The 18,647-nt window shown below is 45.6% G+C and carries 20 protein-coding genes; all 20 read left to right on the top strand.

The window, feature by feature from the left end; translation table 11 throughout:
• Positions 1-23: 23 nt before the first annotated feature.
• The 20 genes from ACR1R9_RS15930 (at position 24) to proS (ending at position 18,563) form a co-directional block, all read left to right on the top strand.
• On the top strand, positions 24-1,460 hold the full coding sequence (locus tag ACR1R9_RS15930; protein ID WP_326066378.1) for a protein-glutamate methylesterase/protein-glutamine glutaminase: 1,437 nt from the start codon (positions 24-26) through the stop codon (positions 1,458-1,460).
• A 32-nt stretch (positions 1,461-1,492) separates the two neighbouring features.
• Positions 1,493-3,565: a chemotaxis protein CheA gene (locus ACR1R9_RS15925; RefSeq protein WP_326066377.1), complete on the top strand. Its 2,073-nt coding sequence runs from the start codon at positions 1,493-1,495 to the stop codon at positions 3,563-3,565.
• A gap of 42 nt (positions 3,566-3,607) precedes the next feature.
• Entirely contained in the window at positions 3,608-4,069 is a 462-nt protein-coding gene (locus ACR1R9_RS15920) for a chemotaxis protein CheW (protein WP_063566392.1), read from the top strand.
• Between the two features lie 37 nt (positions 4,070-4,106).
• Positions 4,107-4,700, top strand: coding sequence for a chemotaxis protein CheC (locus ACR1R9_RS15915; protein WP_433923701.1), 594 nt, complete (start codon positions 4,107-4,109; stop codon positions 4,698-4,700).
• Positions 4,693-5,190, top strand: coding sequence for a chemotaxis protein CheD (locus ACR1R9_RS15910; protein WP_063566391.1), 498 nt, complete (start codon positions 4,693-4,695; stop codon positions 5,188-5,190). The genes ACR1R9_RS15915 and ACR1R9_RS15910 overlap by 8 nt, the downstream gene beginning before the upstream one ends.
• A gap of 3 nt (positions 5,191-5,193) precedes the next feature.
• Positions 5,194-5,637, top strand: coding sequence for a hypothetical protein (locus tag ACR1R9_RS15905; RefSeq protein ID WP_076289519.1), 444 nt, complete (start codon positions 5,194-5,196; stop codon positions 5,635-5,637).
• A 15-nt stretch (positions 5,638-5,652) separates the two neighbouring features.
• Positions 5,653-6,441 (top strand): FliA/WhiG family RNA polymerase sigma factor, encoded by a 789-nt coding sequence (locus tag ACR1R9_RS15900; protein WP_072732409.1) that lies wholly within the window; start codon positions 5,653-5,655, stop codon positions 6,439-6,441.
• 75 nt (positions 6,442-6,516) lie between these two features.
• A complete protein-coding gene (locus ACR1R9_RS15895) occupies positions 6,517-7,926 on the top strand; it encodes a DUF342 domain-containing protein (RefSeq protein WP_433923200.1) in 1,410 nt (469 codons plus the stop codon).
• 52 nt (positions 7,927-7,978) lie between these two features.
• Entirely contained in the window at positions 7,979-8,293 is a 315-nt protein-coding gene (locus tag ACR1R9_RS15890) for a hypothetical protein (protein ID WP_076289521.1), read from the top strand.
• A 66-nt stretch (positions 8,294-8,359) separates the two neighbouring features.
• A complete protein-coding gene (locus ACR1R9_RS15885) occupies positions 8,360-8,932 on the top strand; it encodes a hypothetical protein (RefSeq protein WP_433923201.1) in 573 nt (190 codons plus the stop codon).
• Positions 8,933-8,935: 3 nt separating this feature from the next.
• Positions 8,936-9,568: an endolytic transglycosylase MltG gene (locus ACR1R9_RS15880; RefSeq protein WP_076289523.1), complete on the top strand. Its 633-nt coding sequence runs from the start codon at positions 8,936-8,938 to the stop codon at positions 9,566-9,568.
• Positions 9,569-9,808: 240 nt separating this feature from the next.
• Entirely contained in the window at positions 9,809-10,507 is a 699-nt protein-coding gene (gene rpsB / locus ACR1R9_RS15875) for a 30S ribosomal protein S2 (RefSeq protein WP_024630243.1), read from the top strand.
• Between the two features lie 116 nt (positions 10,508-10,623).
• The gene (gene tsf / locus ACR1R9_RS15870) at positions 10,624-11,274 is read left to right on the top strand and encodes a translation elongation factor Ts (RefSeq protein ID WP_062326078.1); all 651 of its coding nucleotides are present in this window, start codon (positions 10,624-10,626) and stop codon (positions 11,272-11,274) included.
• Positions 11,275-11,503: 229 nt separating this feature from the next.
• Positions 11,504-12,232 carry a UMP kinase gene (gene pyrH, locus ACR1R9_RS15865; protein WP_024630245.1) on the top strand — a complete coding sequence of 243 codons (729 nt, stop codon included), beginning with the start codon at positions 11,504-11,506 and terminating at the stop codon, positions 12,230-12,232.
• A complete protein-coding gene (gene frr / locus ACR1R9_RS15860) occupies positions 12,232-12,786 on the top strand; it encodes a ribosome recycling factor (RefSeq protein ID WP_024630246.1) in 555 nt (184 codons plus the stop codon). The genes pyrH and frr overlap by 1 nt, the downstream gene beginning before the upstream one ends.
• An 89-nt stretch (positions 12,787-12,875) precedes the next feature.
• Positions 12,876-13,643, top strand: a complete 768-nt coding sequence (locus ACR1R9_RS15855) for an isoprenyl transferase (RefSeq protein WP_063566384.1) — start codon at positions 12,876-12,878, stop codon at positions 13,641-13,643.
• A 16-nt stretch (positions 13,644-13,659) separates the two neighbouring features.
• On the top strand, positions 13,660-14,454 hold the full coding sequence (locus tag ACR1R9_RS15850) for a phosphatidate cytidylyltransferase (RefSeq protein WP_076289524.1): 795 nt from the start codon (positions 13,660-13,662) through the stop codon (positions 14,452-14,454).
• Between the two features lie 67 nt (positions 14,455-14,521).
• Entirely contained in the window at positions 14,522-15,661 is a 1,140-nt protein-coding gene (locus tag ACR1R9_RS15845) for a 1-deoxy-D-xylulose-5-phosphate reductoisomerase (protein WP_433923202.1), read from the top strand.
• Positions 15,662-15,774: 113 nt separating this feature from the next.
• Entirely contained in the window at positions 15,775-17,046 is a 1,272-nt protein-coding gene (gene rseP, locus ACR1R9_RS15840) for an RIP metalloprotease RseP (protein WP_076289526.1), read from the top strand.
• 62 nt (positions 17,047-17,108) lie between these two features.
• Positions 17,109-18,563, top strand: a complete 1,455-nt coding sequence (gene proS / locus ACR1R9_RS15835) for a proline--tRNA ligase (protein WP_076289527.1) — start codon at positions 17,109-17,111, stop codon at positions 18,561-18,563.
• Positions 18,564-18,647: the final 84 nt, after the last annotated feature.

The following is an 18,647-nucleotide window of genomic DNA, read 5'->3' as shown; positions in this document are numbered from 1 at the left end:
AAGGAAACAGGGGTGGAAACAACATGGCGGTGTATCAAGTATTGGTTGTCGATGATTCCGCTTTTATGCGTAAAATTGTTTCAGATTTAATTGAAGCAGATTCGGAGTTTAAGGTTACGGCAACAGCGTCAAATGGTAAGGAAGCTATTCAAAAAGCAAAAGATTTGAAGCCCGATGTCATCACAATGGATGTTGAGATGCCTGAAATGAATGGGTTGGACGCATTAAAATCGATCATGAAGCAATCTTTCGTCCCGGTGATTATGCTTTCAGGTATCAATGAACAAGGTATGAAAGAGACCATCATGGCGCTTGAGGCCGGTGCGTTTGACTTCATTCGTAAGCCATCGATTGTGCATGATCAGGATATTGCCCAAGTCGGTAAAGCACTGGTTGAGCGGATGCGAGCAGCTATGGATGAAATCAAGCGAAAAGCCGATCGTGAAGCATCCATGAAGAAACGGGATGAAGCACAGAGCAAACTGCTGCAACAGTCTCAGCGAGTTCAGGTTGATCCTTCTTTACCAGATCGTAAAGGTCTTTTGAAGAAAACGATAGAACCTGCTCAGCCAGGAACACGTCTAGGTAGCGGACAAACTGAATCCTTACGAGCAAAACCGAAGCATCCCACTATTCCACTGACGAAGCAGAATACAGGACGCCTGGACAAAAAGCAGGAGCCTTTGCGAGATTCAAATCGAGCTTCGGATGCCAGCAATGACAAATTAGCAAAGCTAAACAAGCCAACGCAATCTCCTAAGGAAAAACGTTTGTCCAATATATCTCGATTGGCAGAACAGGAAACTGCTGCAGCTTCAGCTGATCCATCCAAAGATATTTCGAAGGTAATTCCTTCTCATAAGGGAGCAGGACCGGAAGGATCATTCAACAAACTTGTGGCTATTGGTTGTTCAACTGGTGGACCGAGAGCCCTCAAGACTTTGCTGGAGCAACTGCCAGGTGATTTACCTGCTCCAGTCATTATTGTACAGCATATGCCCCCTAACTTTACTCGATCCCTTGCCCAGCGATTGAATACGTTCAGTGAACTGCATGTGGTTGAAGCTGAGGAAGGCATGGTTTTACGAAAAGGAACGGCTTATATTGCTCCTGGCGGCTTCCATGTCAAAGTCAACAAAACTGCTGATGGAAGGTTCACCATAAAGCTGACAGAGGAAGAACCAGTCAATGGACACCGGCCCTCAGTAGATACGATGTTTGAGTCGCTGCTGCCGTACACGTCATTGCAACGACATTTGGTTTTGCTGACAGGGATGGGCAGTGATGGTGCTCGTATGATGAAAAAATTGTATGAAGCGGGTGTCACATCAACCTTTGCAGAGAATGAAGAAACTTGTGTTGTTTATGGTATGCCGCGTTCTGCTGTAGAGCTGCAATGCGTGCATCATCTTCTACCCTTGCAGGAGATTGCGCCTAAACTTGTTCAAGCTGTGAAATAAACGGAGTAAACTCATGGAGGAGGTGCCTCACAATGGACATGAATCAATATTTATCTATGTTTATTGATGAGTCTAATGATCATCTGCAGTCCCTTAACGAAAATATGCTTCAACTCGAAGGCAGTCCGGAGGATCTGGGAATTGTTCAGGTCATATTCCGCTCTGCTCATACATTGAAGGGTATGGCTGCTACAATGGGGTTTGAGGATTTGGCATCATTGACGCACAAAATGGAAAATGTGCTGGATCTGGTGCGTAACGAAAAGTTGAAAATGCAGGATTTCATTTTTGATACCCTGTTCAAAAGTTTGGATGCCTTGGAGAATATGGTTCAGGATATTACCGGAGGTGGAGAGGGGAAAGCAGATGTCTCCTCCATCGTAGCTTCTCTCCAAGCCATTGAGAGTGGTGAATGGACGGGAGGTACTGCTCCAGTAGCCGAAGTAAATCAATCATCAAGTACAGTAACACCAAGTGCGGTTGAACTGGACGAATTCCAGTACTCCGTATTGGATCAGTCCATAGCTGAAGGTCACCGTGTGCTCTATATTGAAGTTCTTGTCAGCGAGCAGAGCCAGCTGAAGGGCGTACGTGCATATATGGTCTTCGATCTGTTAGAACGCTCGGGTGAAATTGTTAAATCGTTTCCAACCGTTCAGGATATTGAGCAAGAGAAGTTTGAGCGCAGTTTTTCGTTGTATTACATAACGACCAAAGAGGCGCAGGAACTTGAAAAAGGCATTATGAGCATCTCTGAAATTGAAAGTGCCAAGGTCATTCAGCTGGATCAAGAGACTCTTCAGCAAATGACCAATCAGGCAGCGGCAACAGCTGAAGTGGAAGCTGCACCTGTTCCTGCTCCAGTAGATGCATCCCCGGAATCGGATTCTTCATCGAAAGAAGAACCAAAGAAACTGGCGGCCACTAAAACTGCACCTAAACAAGCTGCTGCACCTTCACGTACCATCCGTGTGGATATAGAACGTCTGGATGTACTGATGAATTTGTTCAGCGAGTTATTGATTGACCGTTCACGCCTGGAGCAGTTGGCCAGTGAGACGGGTAATAATGATTTATCGGATACTGTAGCTCATCTGAGCAGAGTCAGTACAGATTTGCAAAATATTGTACTGAAGTTGCGTATGGTCCCTGTAGATACCGTATTCAACCGTTTCCCGCGTATGATTCGTGACCTTGCTAAAACACTGGACAAAAAAATCGATCTGGTCATTACGGGTGCCGAAACGGAACTTGATCGGACGGTAATCGATGAGATCGGCGATCCGTTGGTACATTTGCTGCGTAACGCAGTTGACCATGGTGTTGAATCGATCGCAGAGCGTGTAGCAGCAGGTAAACCTGAATTGGGAACAGTTAACCTTCGGGCCTTCCATAGCGGGAATCATGTATTTATTGAGATCGAAGATGATGGTAAAGGTATTTACCGGGACAACCTTTTGAGAACAGCAGTCAAGCGTGGAGTTGTTACCGAAGAACAAGGTGCCAAGATGAGCGATGATGAAGTGAACCAGCTGCTGTTTGCACCAGGCTTCAGTACCGCTGATAAAATCTCGGATATCTCCGGCCGTGGAGTAGGCTTGGATGTTGTAAAATCCAAAATCACTTCTCTGGGTGGTAATGTAACCATTCATTCGACACCGGGTAAAGGGACCAACTTCTCTGTTCAGTTACCATTGACCCTGTCCATTATCGCTGCGATGCTTGTTCGACTGGGATCTGAGAAATATGCCGTTCCTTTGTCTTCCATTGTGGAGACAGCCATTGTACAGCGTGAACAGGTTCGCAACATTCATGGTAATAAAATGATCACATTCCGTGAGACTCTAATTCCGTACCTGTCGTTGAGCGAAGTTTTTGGAGTGCCTGATTTCAATGACGCGGATGAACAAGAGACTGAAATCGTGGTCATTCGCAAAGGTGAACGTCTTGCAGCTGTAGCCGTTGAAGAATTTATTGGACAAAGTGAGATTGTTCTTAAATCGATGGGTACTTATCTTCCTGCCATTGAAGGAATCTCTGGTGCAACGATTCTGGGAGACGGACAAGTAGCTCTGATTCTTGATCCTAATGCATTTATTAAATAAGCACACAAGATAAGTCTTACATTTAATAGGGAGGTTTTTTACATGGAAGAAGAGTTGAAAGTCATTGTCTTTAAATTAGGATCCGAAGAGTATGGTATTGAGGTAGACAAGGTTCAGACGATAGAGCGTATGATGCCTATTACCCGTGTTCCGAAGACCTTCTCTTTTGTAAAAGGAGTTATTAACTTACGCGGTGTTGTTATTCCCGTCATTGATCTGCGTGGTCGATTCTCTTTGCCGGAAACAGAATATACCGATCAAACACGTATTGTCATTGTAGGTGTAGACGACATGCAAGTTGGCTTTATCGTTGACTCTGCCAATGATGTTATTGACATCAAACGTGATGCAATTGATAGTCCGCCTGAAGTGGTTGGTGGAGTTAAAGCAAGATACCTGCGTGGTGTAGCCAAGCTGGAGGATGCTCGCTTGTTGATTATGCTTAACCTGAACGAAGTATTAAATAAAAGCGAGGTTGTACAGCTGGAAAGTATTGAGGGCTAACACCGTGGAACTGTTCAACCGATTTGAGGGATTCCAAATGGATGTGCTCAAAGAGGTCGGTAACATTGGAGCAGGCAACGCCGCAACGGCGTTGTCTCAGCTTCTTAATAGACCGATTGACATGGGTGTACCTACAGTGCAGATGCTTCCTTTTGAAGAAGTTGCTGAAAAAGTGGGCGGGGATGAACGTATTGTTGTTACTGTATTTCTTCGTGTTGAAGGCGAAGCGCCAGGCAATCTGTTCTTTATGATGGCACCTGAGGCTGCCAAAATGCTGTTGAACCGTCTTGCTGGTTTTGATCTGAAGGAAGGTCTTGCATTCACGGAAATGGAACAATCGGCTCTATCCGAAATCGGAAATATTTTGGCGGGTTCATACCTTTCTTCATTGGCAGATTTCACGAAACTATCTATGTATCCGACTGTTCCTGGACTTGCTATTGATATGGCAGGAGCCATTTTGAGTTATGGTTTGTTGCAGTTTGGTGAAATGGGCGACGATGCATTATTGATTGACACTTCTTTCTTTGAAGGCAAAGATCAGGTAGAGGGTCAATTTTTCCTGATTCCGGATCCGCCATCTTTTGCTAAGATATTTGAATCTCTAGGGGTGCCACTGGATCATGATTGAGGACAAAAGCGTCGTTAAAGTCGGTATGGCGGATTTGAACATTGCTCATCTTCCCGGCGTAATCCGTACGACTGGCTTGGGCTCTTGTGTAGGATTAACAATGTATGATCCGCATTTGAAGCTTGCCGGAATGGCGCATGTCATGCTCCCCACTTCAGAGATTGCTCGTGAAGGAACTTTGAACAAAGCCAAATATGCGGATACGGCATTGCCGGAATTGTTACAAAGAATGATACAACTCGGTGCATCTCGTTCACGTATTGTGTCCAAAATGGCTGGAGGGTCTCAGATGTTTGCCTTCGCGGGAGCAGGGGATACGATGCGTATCGGACCGAGGAATGCGGATTCTTGTCGTGAATGGTTAGAAAAGCTTGGGATTCCACTTCTTGCCGAAGACACCGGTGGGAATTACGGACGAACGATTGAAATGGACTGTGAAACTGGACTTTTGACTATTCGAAGTGTCCAAATGGGTGTAAAGGAACTATAAGACATGATAGGAAACTACCGTATTAATCTTGGAGCAGGCATAGTCGGATTTATTCTGACTTTTTTTGTAGCATACAGCAGCAATGTGTTGATGACCAGCTTAATACGCGGGTTGATCGGCTTTGTAGCCTGGTTTGTCCTTGCTTATGGTTTACGCTGGGGACTGGGATTGCTGCTGAACCCTTCAGTAGAGGGGAATGGGTATGGTTATGATTCACCGGGCGCTCAAGAACTAAGAGGTTCACAGGTGGACATTAAACTCGAAGACGATGGACAAGAACTGAATGACTTGCTCAAACATGGACAGAACGCCTCCTCTGGGGAGAACCTTCCACCATCTGAGACGAAAGCTCCAACGGGATTTGCCCCTTTGGATCCGCCTAAACTTGTCCGGACCAAAGAGCCGGAGGAGTTGGCGCAGGCCGTTCGTCACCTGACAGACAAATAAGGAGGGTGAAAGCAATTGAACGAGCGTAAAGCTTCACATTTGAACCACGCTGACTTGTGGGAAAAGTGGAAAGAACAAGGCGATCTTGAAGCCAAGAAAAGTTTGATCGAAAAGTATCTTCATATTGTAAACTATGTATCCGGGCGTTTGGCTGTTGGTCTGCCCAAAAATGTCCCGAAAGATGATCTGGAGAGCAATGGAGTTATGGGATTGATTGATGCGTTGGAGAAATTTGACTATGAACGTGGTCTGCAATTTGAGACGTACGCATCATGGCGTGTGCGCGGTGCAATTCTTGATGGTTTGCGTCAAGGAGATTGGGTTCCTCGTTCCGTGCGGGAGAAAGCAAAACGAATTGAAGATGCTTACCAGCAGCTAGAGCAAACATACTTGCGTTCTGTTAGTGATGAAGAAATGAGCCAGTATCTCGACGTGTCTACGAAAGACTTTCAACATATGCTTCAAGAAGTGGCAGTTATGTCGCTTTGCTCTCTGGAAGACCCAATCCGGGAAGAAGAGTCCGAGACTCGACTTTCATTAATGGTCGATGAAAAAGCCAAAAACCCGGATTACAAAGTAAATGAATTCTACTTAAAAGAAGCTTTAGTGCAGGGGCTTGAAAAATTGACGGTCAAAGAGAGAACGGTTGTTTCACTTTTATATTATGAAGATCTCTCTCTTAGTGAAATTGCTGAAGTAATGTCTCTTTCTCCGTCACGTATCTCGCAATTGCACTCAAAGGCCATTTTACGATTACGTGGAACACTGGATAAACAGAAAGACTTGCTTATGCGTAAAGATTAATATAGTAATATATGAATAGAGAGCATTAACATTGGATATTGGGGAGTGGAAAGCCTAAAAGGGGGAAGAAATGCATTGACACAGCAGACTGTTTTGGAACAGTGTTTGAGCATTGTTTTATCAGATGATAAAAGTACGGCCTACCTTGAATTTTCCAAACAGGAAGAAGGTTTTGCCTGTACACCGGATGAGCTCGAAAAATTTATAGCGAGTCAGGGTATTAAGTATGGTGTGCTGCGCGAAGCGTTGCTTGTTTTTGTGAGTCATCCTGAGACGTACGTGAAGGATCGATATAAGATTGCCGAAGGTATTAAACCAGTACCTGGAACTAATGGCTTTATTAAAGTGCTGGTGGGCATGGACGATTCCAATGAACGGCGACCTTTGGAAGCAGAGAACGGAACAGTCGATTACAAAGAAGTGACTCGCTTAAACAATGTTCGAACAGGTCAAATCATTGCCGAACGAATTCCTCCTGTGGATGGCACGATGGGAAGGGCTGTAACAGGTGAAGAAATACCGTTTCGTCCAGGGAAAGAAGCACGCTTCAAAGTGGGGAAAAATGTTGTCGTTAATCCTGATGGATCCGCGATGTATGCCGCTCTGGATGGATTGGTTACCAAAACAGAAGGCAACAAATTGAATGTGTTTCCGGTGTACGAGATCAATGGAGATGTGGATTATAACACTGGTAACATCGATTTTGTAGGTACAGTTGTCATCCGCGGCAATGTGCTTACCGGATTTAAAGTAAAAGCTGCGGGGGATATACGTGTCGTCGGAGGTGTCGAGGGGGCGGAGTTGGAAGCTGGTGGCTCTGTCGAAATTACCGGCGGTATTATTGGTTATAACAAAGGGCTTATACAAGCAGGGCATAACGTGAAATGTACCTTTATTCAAGAAGGCAACGTCGATGCGGCTGAAAATGTACTGGTATCCCAAAGTATTATGCATTCCACGATTCGTGCAGGTCATGCGGTAATCTGTGAAGGTACCAAAGGACTTATCGTCGGCGGGTCGATCCAGGCTGGAGAAAAGGTCTCAGCACGCGTCGTCGGCAACAGTATGTCTACTGTAACTTCCATTGAAGTAGGGGTACTGCCTAAGCTCCGTAATGAGTTGAGTGAATTACGTAAGGAAGTCAAAGAGCAGATGGATGCTTTGGATAAAACGAAAAAAGCTTTGACATTATTGGATCAGTTAGCTGCTGCAGGCCAACTGACCCCGGATAGAATGTCCATGCGAATCAAACTGAGTGCGACTCAAAAATCTGCCCTTCGTCTTAGCGAGGAAACGAAAACACGTATCTTTGAAATTGAGAAGGTTCTTGAAGATACAAGTAGGGCTCGCGTCGATATTCATAAGATGATTTATGGAGGCTCTAGAATAGTTATCGGCAGATACACCAAATTTATTAAAGATCCGGTAAGTCGAATATCTTTTTATTATCATGATGGGGATATAACGATGGTTCCATTCGTTTAAGTACAGCATTCAAGCACATAAAGAAATCCATTCGATACCGTGAGGTGAGCGTATGAGTTTCAAAGCAGTTGAGTTGCAGATTGCCGTACCTAGAACAAGTGAGGCGGGGCGTTATCAGAATGAAGCCCAGCAGAGACCGGTCATTGACCAGAACCTGCTAGCGGAACAAACGGCCAAAGAAGCAAATGAAGCAAGGCAACGAAGCGAGGCGCTGGATGAAACAGCGCACACAGATGTACGCGATGGTCAATCTAGAAACAAAGAGCAGCAGAGCGGCTCCAACGAACCTGAAGTTACTTCAGCGCTGGAAACTGTCAAACCTGCTGAGCATCCCTACAAAGGAAAACATATTGACCTGTCGTTGTAATGGATGACATGTGACTCACATGTAGTCTTAAACACCGATGGCTGCATTAAAAGGAGAGAACCCAAATTGTCACCATGGATCATTATTGTCATATTAGGAGCCTGCGCAATTGCATATGCGCTTATCATGCCCAAGAAAAACAAAGTGCAGGAGCCTGGGCATCACCTGGTGCAAGAGATGGAATCTACGCTTGAACATTATATGGCTGAGATAGAGAACGATAATGATGCTCTCATTCAGCGTGTTGCTGAAATGAAGGGTGAGGCGACGGCGGCAGATCAGCGTATGCAGTCACAGCTTCAGGAATTACAGCGGAGGCTGGATCAACTGGAAGAAAGTAAAACGATAAAAACAGACATACCCTCCAATATAATTCCGGTACATAGCACAAGCGGATTGCAAGCACAGGCGCTTGTAGACAGTGTGCGAGCAGATTCGGCCCAACAGGTGTCAGAAGCAGAACAGCAGGCCGCTGTACAAGAACCTAAACCTGTACGTGAATCCATTAAGGACCGATATGCAGAGCTGTTTAATCTACATGCTGAAGGAAAGTCAGTGGATGCCATTGCCAAGCAGACGGGCATACAACGTGGAGAAGTTCAGCTGATTTTACAGCTGGCAGAACGGGAGGAGAGCTAACAGATGGACAAGCGCTCCTTATGGATTGGACTTGGAAGTGGCATGATTGTTGGTGCAGTATTGCTGCAGCTTGCAACGGTTGGACAAAACGCACTGTCTGAGAGTAATCTCGACCCTGAGTTGGCTACGGCCAATCTGACAATGGAACAGCTTGAAGCAGCTGCAAAGAGCATGGACATGAAGCTTGTAGCTTCTGATGATGAGTTGTTTACAGAAGCTGAGTGGGTAGCGAAGAAGAAACAAGAAGGCAGTGAACTACAGGGGAAAACGGCAACGGCACCTGAAGCGGCAGAATCAGCTGTGAAACCGGAGCAACCTGACGATCCAAAGCAACCTGTCACTAATGAAAGCGACAAACAGGACGAAGTCGATCAGCCAAAAACGACCGAACCGTCAAGTCCTAACAGTCCCGAAGCTGCGGCTACTGTATCGTTCAAAGTACGTTCAGGCAATAGTCTGGCCATCGTGGCCGGGAATCTGGAGAAAGCCGGGATTGTCGATAGTGCACAAGCTTTCATAAAGGCAGGCAGAGCAGAGCGAATTAACACTAAAATACAAGTTGGTACCTATGACTTGGAAAAAGGCGAAAGTTTCAAATCCATTATTGCCAAGATTACAAAAGAACCGTCAAACTGAGTGCGCTCAGGCAGGGCGGTTTTTTTGTATAAATAATGACAAGTTCTGTATCGCTATGAAGGAACGGAAATTTGCTTTGAAAGACTGTTGCATCAGGCAATCAGTTATGATATATTAGATAACGGTGTTAAAACACACGCATGTGCTAATTTTGTTGAGGGTGCTTTCCTGATGGAGAGTCTTGGCGAAAAATGATGCCGGCGGAGGACACAATAAAACCATATTAGGAGGTGTGTGAAGATGGCAGTAATCTCCATGAAGCAGCTTCTCGAAGCTGGGGTACACTTCGGTCACCAAACTCGTCGTTGGAACCCAAAAATGGATCGTTATATCTTCACTGAAAGAAACGGAATTTATATCATTGACTTGCAAAAGACAGTGAAAAAAGTCGAAGAGGCTTACAACTTCGTTAAAGGAATCGCAGGAGAGAATGGTACAATTCTTTTCGTGGGTACTAAGAAACAAGCTCAAGATTCAGTTAAAGAAGAAGCTGAACGCGCTGGTCAATTCTACATTAACCAACGTTGGCTCGGCGGTACCCTGACTAACTTCTCAACTATTCAAAAACGTATTGATCGTTTGAAACAGTTGGAAGCTTGGGAAGAAGACGGTACTTTCGCTGTATTGCCTAAAAAAGAAGTAATCTTGCTTCGCAAAGAGAAAGATCGTCTGGAGAAATTCCTCGGCGGTATTAAAAATATGAAAGGCCTGCCAAGCGCCCTGTTCATCATCGATCCACGCAAAGAGCGTATCGCTGTTGCGGAAGCTCGCAAATTGGGTATTCCAATTGTAGGTATCGTTGATACTAACTGCGATCCGGACGAGATCGATTATGTTATCCCGGGTAATGACGACGCAATCCGCGCCGTTAAGCTGTTGACAGGTAAAATGGCTGATGCCGTTATCGAAGCTAACCAAGGCGAAGAAACTTCCGCTTAATAGATTCGAACATATCTAATGAATTAAATGAAAAGGGTGGTTGGTAGGTGGATAACCTCTCACTGCCCTTTTTTTAGAGTGTACGTACAATTACTTATTTTTGGAGGGAATTAATAATGGCAGTTAATGCGAGTGCAGTAAAAGAACTCCGTGAAAAAACGGGCGCAGGTATGCTCGATTGCAAAAAAGCACTGGAAGAAGCAAACGGTGACATCACGAAAGCAGCTGAATTGCTGCGTGAAAAAGGGCTTTCAGCAGCAGCAAGCAAAGCTGGCCGTGCAGCAACTGAAGGCGTTGTAGAATCTTATATCCACGCTGGTGGCCGTATTGGTGTACTGGTAGAAGTGAACTGTGAAACTGACTTTGTTGGTAAAACAGATCAATTCAAAGATTTCGTTAAGGACATCGCTATGCAAATCGCAGCAGCGAGCCCGAAATTTGTTACTCGTGAAGAAGTTCCTACAGAAGAGCTGGAAAAAGAGAAAGAAATTCTGAAAGCTCAAGCTCTGAACGAAGGCAAACCAGAAAAAATCGTTGAGAAAATGGTTGAAGGCCGTATCGGTAAATATTACGAAGAATTCTGCCTGTTGGAGCAAACCTTTGTTAAAGATCCTGACAAAACGATCTCCCAACTGCTGAACGAAAAAATCAGCCAAATCGGTGAAAATATCTCCATCCGTCGTTTCGTTCGTTATGAACTGGGTGAAGGTCTTGAGAAAAAAGTAGACAACTTCGTAGAAGAAGTTATGTCCCAAGTGAACAAATAAGACGGTTTTCAAACCGGCAAGCAGGAATGATTTTCGAAGATATAAGAATGATGAAACTTCGAAGCGCTACTCCCTTATATCCCAGGAAAACTATGCCTTACCGGTTGAATGTTTTTCCTAAAAGAGCGGAACACAACTGTGTTCCTTTCTTTTTAAGCAGGAGGCCATGCGCGAGAAGTTTTGTTGGTTGAACGCCGAGGGTGTTCAATTCAAAGTGGAGGGTGAATAATTGGAACAGCCAGTATTTAAACGTGTTGTCTTAAAGGTCAGCGGAGAGTCTCTTTCCGGTCAAAATGGCTACGGTATTGATGCAGAGACGATCTCGTCGATTGCCCAGCAAGTAAAAGAAGTAGTTGAACTAGGTGTACAGGTTGCTATCGTGTGCGGCGGCGGAAACATCTGGCGCGGAATTGCCGGTAGCGAAAACGGCATCGATAGAGCAACTGCCGATTATATGGGGATGCTGGCGACGGTTATGAACTCGCTCGCCCTGCAAGATGCACTGGAACAGATTGAAGTTCCTACTCGCGTACAGACATCGATTGCCATGCAACAAATTGCGGAGCCTTATATTCGTCGTAGAGCTATCCGTCATCTGGAGAAAGGCCGGGTCGTTATTTTTGCAGCAGGTACAGGTAACCCGTTCTTCTCCACCGATACAACAGCAGCACTGCGCGCAGCAGAGATCGAAGCAGAAGTCATCTTAATGGCCAAAAATAAAGTTGATGGTGTATACTCAGCAGATCCGTTTAAAGACAGCACAGCTGTCAAGTTTGATCAGTTGACTTACATGGATATACTTAACAAAGATCTTGGTGTAATGGACTCAACGGCGTCCTCGCTGTGTAAGGACAACAACATTCCGTTGATCGTATTTGCCATTACGGAACAAGGTAACATCAAACGTGTTGTTCTTGGTGAACGCATCGGGACAATCGTTAAAGGGAGTGTAGATTAATGCCACAAGCGGTTAAAAAACATGCCGAAGAACGTATGGATAAAGCGATTCAAGCGTTACGACGTGATCTTGCCACTTTGCGTGCAGGTCGTGCAACTCCGGCTCTTCTCGACCGGATTCAAGTAGAGTATTACGGTGCAATGACTCCGCTCAACCAATTGGCTAATATCAGTACACCGGATTCCCGGACACTGATGATCCAGCCGTGGGATAAATCCTCCATGGGGGATATTGAGCGTGCAATTATGAAATCGGATCTTGGCCTTACGCCAGCGAACGACGGAACTATGATTCGTCTGTCCATTCCGGCACTTACGGAAGAACGCAGACAAGAACTTGTGAAGTTGACGAAAAAGTTCGGTGAAGAAGGCAAAGTAGCCATTCGTAATATTCGCCGTGATGCGAATGATGATATTAAAAAAATGGAGAAGTCAGACATTTCCGAGGACGAGTCCCGGAGACATCAAGACGACATCCAAAAATCGACCGATAAGTTTATTGCTGAAGTCGATAAGGTACTCGCTGCCAAAGAAAAAGAAATCATGGAAGTGTAAGACAAGCGCAGCCCCTCCAATACGGTGGGGTTTTGTCTCTTTTTCCAAGCTTCAGGTGAAGAAACTTCAGGGATTTTGGAGGAACAGGAATGATCAAACGGGTTCGGTCGTGGTGGAATGGGGCTGACAAGCAGGAAACGCTGACTATATCCGAGGATAATATCCCGCAGCACGTCGCCATCATTATGGACGGCAATGGACGATGGGCGAAACGTTTGGGTCTCCCACGAATAGCTGGCCACCAGAATGGGATGAAGGCGGTCAAACGTGCGACCATCGCGGCGGATGAACTGGGCATCAAATATCTGACGATGTACGCTTTTTCGACAGAAAACTGGACGCGTCCAAAAGAAGAAGTGGATTTTCTGATGCGGCTTCCGCAAGAATTTTTGGCGATAGAGCTGGATGAGCTTATAGAAAAAAATGTACGCATCCGTATGATGGGCCAGGAAGAACATTTGCCTTCCCATACCATTAATGCTTTGCGTGAAGCTATTCGTCTTACGGAACATAACACAGGGCTTGTTTTGAATTTTGCAATGAACTACGGAAGTCGTCGCGAAATGACGGACTGTGTCAAACAGATCGCTCTGCAGGTAAAGTCGGGGGAACTATCGGCAGACGACATTACGCCTGAACTCATTGACAGACATATGCTCACTGGGGATATGCCTGATCCGGATTTGCTGATCCGGACGAGCGGAGAGTTGAGATTAAGCAATTTCATGCTTTGGCAGCTCGCATATAGCGAACTATGGTTTACGGATATATACTGGCCCGAATTTGGCAAAAAGCATTTGCTTGAAGCAGTAGCCGAATATCAGCGCAGAACAAGGCGTTACGGCGGTTTGAAATAGATGGAGGATGAAGCCGTTGAAACAGCGATTAACGACAGGAATCATAGCAGGTGTGTTGTTTTTGGGTTTTTGCATGCTGGGCGGACCCTGGTACCATGGCTTGGTATTGCTCATGGCTCTCATCGGTTATTATGAATTTGTTAAAATGACCGGGGTACAGCCTTTTTCGGGTGTAGCCCTAATTGGTTATGCAGGTATCTTTGCGATTGTGTTTCCTTGGGAAATGATTTGGGAAGTTAGACCACTAACGTTATTCCAGATCGGATGGCTTGTGATGCTTGTATTAATGACTGCCTCTGTGGTAACTAAAAACAAGATTCCTGTAAACACTGTTGCCATGCTCTTTCTGGGAGTAATGTATATTGGAATCGGTTTTTATTACATCGCGGAATCCAGACATTTGCATCATGGGTTGTTCTGGACGTTTCTGCTTCTGGGCTCCATATGGGCAAGTGATGCAGGTGCCTATTTTGTAGGGAAACTTATCGGGAAGAACAAACTTTGGCCGTCGATCAGTCCTAATAAAACGGTGGAAGGTGCACTGGGTGGTATTGTGATCGCTGTAATCACTTCTGTTGTTTTTGCATTGGTGTCAGACGGCTTGTTGTCTTGGCAAAGAGCGGTATGGATTGGGATTGCATGTGCGGTTGTAGGACAAATGGGAGATCTGATTCAATCTGCTTACAAACGTGTGTATAACATCAAAGATTCCGGCACTTTGCTCCCGGGGCATGGCGGTATTCTGGATCGATGCGACAGCTGGATTGTCGTTTTTCCATTCGTACATATACTAATGCTTCTGCCCTATTAAAAATGAGCACAAGCCATATAACGAACTATTCGTCATAGGCATTGGATAAATAAAGATGAGGTGCAGCATGAAAAAAATTGCGATTCTTGGGTCAACCGGTTCCATTGGAACTCAGACACTGGATGTAGTCGATATGCATCCCGAACGCTTTCAAGTAGAGGGATTGGCTGCTGGGAGCAATATAGAGTTGCTGATTGAGCAAGCGAAGCGTTATCGACCCAAAAAGGTATCAGTTGGCTCAAAGGAACTAGCAGAGACAGTGGCACCGCACTTACCTATCGAAACACAGCTTTTTTATGGCAAAGAAGGACTGGTGGAGGTCGCTGCCGGGACGGATGCAGATACGGTTGTCACTGCTGTAATGGGGAGTGTTGGGCTTGAGTCGACCCTGGCTGCTATTGATGCAGGCAAACAGATTGGGCTGGCTAACAAAGAGACGCTAATTACAGCGGGACATATTGTTACTGCCAGAGCGGCTGCGAAAGGGGTACCGATTCTGCCTGTGGATAGTGAGCACTCGGCTATCTTCCAATGCTTGAATGGAGAACCTCGTGAACGCGTGATGGGAATTACACTTACGGCTTCTGGAGGATCATTCCGTGATTTGACTCGTGAACAGCTGAAGGAAGTTACCGTAGAAGATGCACTCAAACATCCCAACTGGTCGATGGGGTCGAAGATTACGATAGACTCGGCGACGATGGTCAATAAAGGGCTGGAAGTTATTGAAGCGCATTGGCTGTTTGGACTAAGTTATGATCAGATTGATGTGTTGCATCACCCGGAGAGCATCATTCATTCCTACGTGGAGTTTAATGATACAAGCATTATTGCCCAGCTTGGCAATCCGGACATGCGTGTTCCCATTCAGTATGCACTGACCTATCCTGACCGCTTACCATCGCCTTCACAACGTCTATCCCTAACACAAGTGGGCAAGCTGCATTTCCGTGAGATGGATATGGAACGGTTCCCTTGTTTAAGAATGGCATACGAGTGTGGTAAAATGGGAGGAACCGCAGCAACGGCGTTTAATGCAGCCAACGAGGTTGCTGTAGCACGTTTCTTGCGTAAAGAGATTTCGTTCCTTAAAATAGAGGATATTATTGCTTCTGTGCTGGAGGCACACCGCAATGTGGACGAGCCTGATCTGGAGGAAATCGCAAGATGTGATCAGGAGAGCCGGCAACTTGCGTTCAGTCTGTAATCTCTTTTTTCAAGATAAAATGGAAGAAGTGATTCTCTTGTGCGGCATCAGAGAATAATGATAATCTAAAGGGACAGACTGCGGTTCGTGCCGTGAAGGAGGATGGATAGGGATTGGAAACCATACAAGTGGTATTTCTAACGGTGCTCATGTTCTTTGTCATCGTGACGGTTCATGAATGGGGACATTATTATTTTGCCAAACGCGCCGGTATTCTTGTACGGGAATTTGCGATCGGTTTTGGTCCCAAATTGTTCTCATATAAAAGAAACGAGACCCAGTTCACACTGCGTCTGCTGCCTTTTGGCGGGTATGCACGTATGGCTGGGGAAGATCCGGAACTGGTAGAAATTCAAGAAGGTCAGACCATTGCGGTAAGATCAGCTGATGACCAAGTCAAAATGATCTACCTCGATCAATTGGATAATCGCAAAAATGTAATTCGAGGTGAAGTCATCTCCATTGATATGGAGAATGCACTGAAATTGCAACTCGATGTGGATGGCGAAATTCAGCAGTACCGGATTCATCCGCAAGCGATGTTGGTGAGTCGGGGCAAACAAACCCAAATTGCACCTAAAGATCGTCAATTCGGCAGTAAAACGGTTGGTCAGCGGGCAATGGCGATTTTTGCCGGACCACTCATGAATTTCATCCTGGCATTTGTTTTATTTGCAGTCTATGCACAAATGGCTGGGGTTCCAGTTGAGAATCCGAAAAATCTGGAAATTGGCGAAGTGCTTGAAGGTGGAGCTGCCTACCAAGCGAACCTGCAAAAGGGAGATATCATTGAGACAATCAATGGTACGGCCATCGGCACGGATTCGCAAAAAATGGTGAGCATGATAGCTGATTCCAAAGACAAGCCGATGGAATGGACACTGCGTCGGGGGAATGAAACGTTTAATATTACGATCACACCTCGCGCGGTAGAAGGCCAGGAAGGCGGTAAAGTTGGTATTGTACCTACCCTGCCAACTCGTTCTGTTGGATTCGTGGAAACATTTAAAGTGTCCGGAGTAGCTATGGTAGATACGACCAGAGTAATCTTTGAAGGATTCAGACATCTCATTAATCAATTTAACATGGACGATATCGGTGGTCCGGTGCGTACGTTTGAGGTTACGGGCCAGATTGCAAAACAGGGTATTGAGCAATTAACCAGATGGGCTGCCATTTTGAGCCTTTATCTCGGTATCTTCAACCTGTTGCCTATCCCTGCGCTTGACGGTAGCCGTTTGGTTTTCCTGGGGATTGAGGCGCTTCGTGGCAGACCTGTTGACCCGAACCGGGAAGGTATGGTTCATTTTGTCGGCTTCGCCATGTTGTTTGTACTGATGCTGGCAGTAACATATAATGATATATTACGATTAATTAACGGATAATTATGGTTTGACTACGCTCTGTTTATTCAGAGATAGTCGTAATGGGAGGACGCTGGAGTCTTATGTCAAAGGAAAATGATAAACAGTTCGTGACTGAAATTACACCTCAGGGCGAGGATTTCTCACGCTGGTACATTGATGTTATTAAAAAAGCTGATCTCATGGACTATGCACCCGTACGCGGTTGTATTGTTTTCAAACCAGACGGATTTGAGATCTGGGAACATATTAAGGATGAGTTGGATCGTCGTTTCCGTGAAACGGGCCATCGCAATGCTTACTTCCCGATGTTCATTCCTGAGAGCTTTTTCCAAAAAGAAAAAGAACATGTTGAAGGCTTCAATCCCGAATTGCCTTGGGTTACGGAAGCTGGGGGAGAGAAGCTGGAAGAACGTCTGGCAATCCGTCCTACATCCGAAACGATTATTGGTCACATGTATTCCAAGTGGATTCAGTCTTATCGGGATCTTCCGGTATTGATCAACCAGTGGGCTAACGTAGTCCGTTGGGAAAAAAGAACGTTGCCTTTCCTTCGCACAAGTGAGTTCCTGTGGCAGGAAGGTCACACTGCGCATGAGACCGAAGAAGAAGCACGTGAAGAAACAATGAAGATGCTTCAGATTTATCGTGAAGTGGTTGAAGAGTATTTGGCTATTCCGGTAATTGTAGGTCAGAAAACCAAATCCGAGAAGTTTGCGGGTGCGGTGGATACGTACTCGATCGAAGCCATGATGAAGGATGGACGTGCTGTACAAGCAGGTACATCACACTACATGGGAACTAACTTTGCAAAAGCATTTGAAATTCAGTATCTTAGCCGTAATAATGTGCTGGAGCTGGCTTACACCACTTCATGGGGGGTAAGCACACGTTTAATCGGTGCGTTAATTATGGTTCACGGAGATGACCGTGGTCTGGTTCTTCCTCCTAAAGTTGCACCAACGCAAGTGGTTATGATTCCAATTGGACCGCCAAAAACACGTGATGCCGTTGTAGGCCGTGCGGACGAGTTGTTCGCTGAACTGAAACAAGCGGGAATTCGTGTGAAAATGGATGATCGCAGTGATGTTCGTCCAGGCTGGAAATTCAACGAATATGAGATGCGTGGTGTTCCGATTCGTCTCGAAATTGGTCCGCGTGATATGGAGAACGGTGTATGTGTTCTCGTTTCCCGGATTACTGGAGAGAAGAAAGTCGTTGAACAAGCAAATCTGGTGGAAGAAATCCAGACTATGCTGACTCAAGTGCAAGCCGATATGCTGCAACGTGCTCGCACGTTTATGTCGGACAACTTCTACTCTGTAGATACGCTTGATGAGATGAAGGAATTGATGGAAAACAAACGTGGGTTCACACTGGCTGGATGGTGCGGTTCTGAAGCTTGCGAAGATAAAGTAAGAGAAGTAACAGGTGCAACAAGCCGGAACATTCCGTTCCAGCCTGCGGAAGAAAAGCATACGTGCCTGGCTTGTGGTGAAGAGGCGAAACACACGGTAGTGTTTGCAAGAGCGTACTAAGTCAGGATAACCTGACTAACGGCACTTATTCACCGTAAGAGTAAGGAATGGAGAGCTTCTGTCGGATAAAATGAGTCGGTGCGG

It is taken from the genome of Paenibacillus taichungensis (assembly GCF_050994985.1).
GTDB lineage: Bacteria > Bacillota > Bacilli > Paenibacillales > Paenibacillaceae > Paenibacillus > Paenibacillus taichungensis.
Note: the sequence above shows the minus strand (reverse complement) of the source record. Positions and strands in the feature narration are given on the sequence as shown.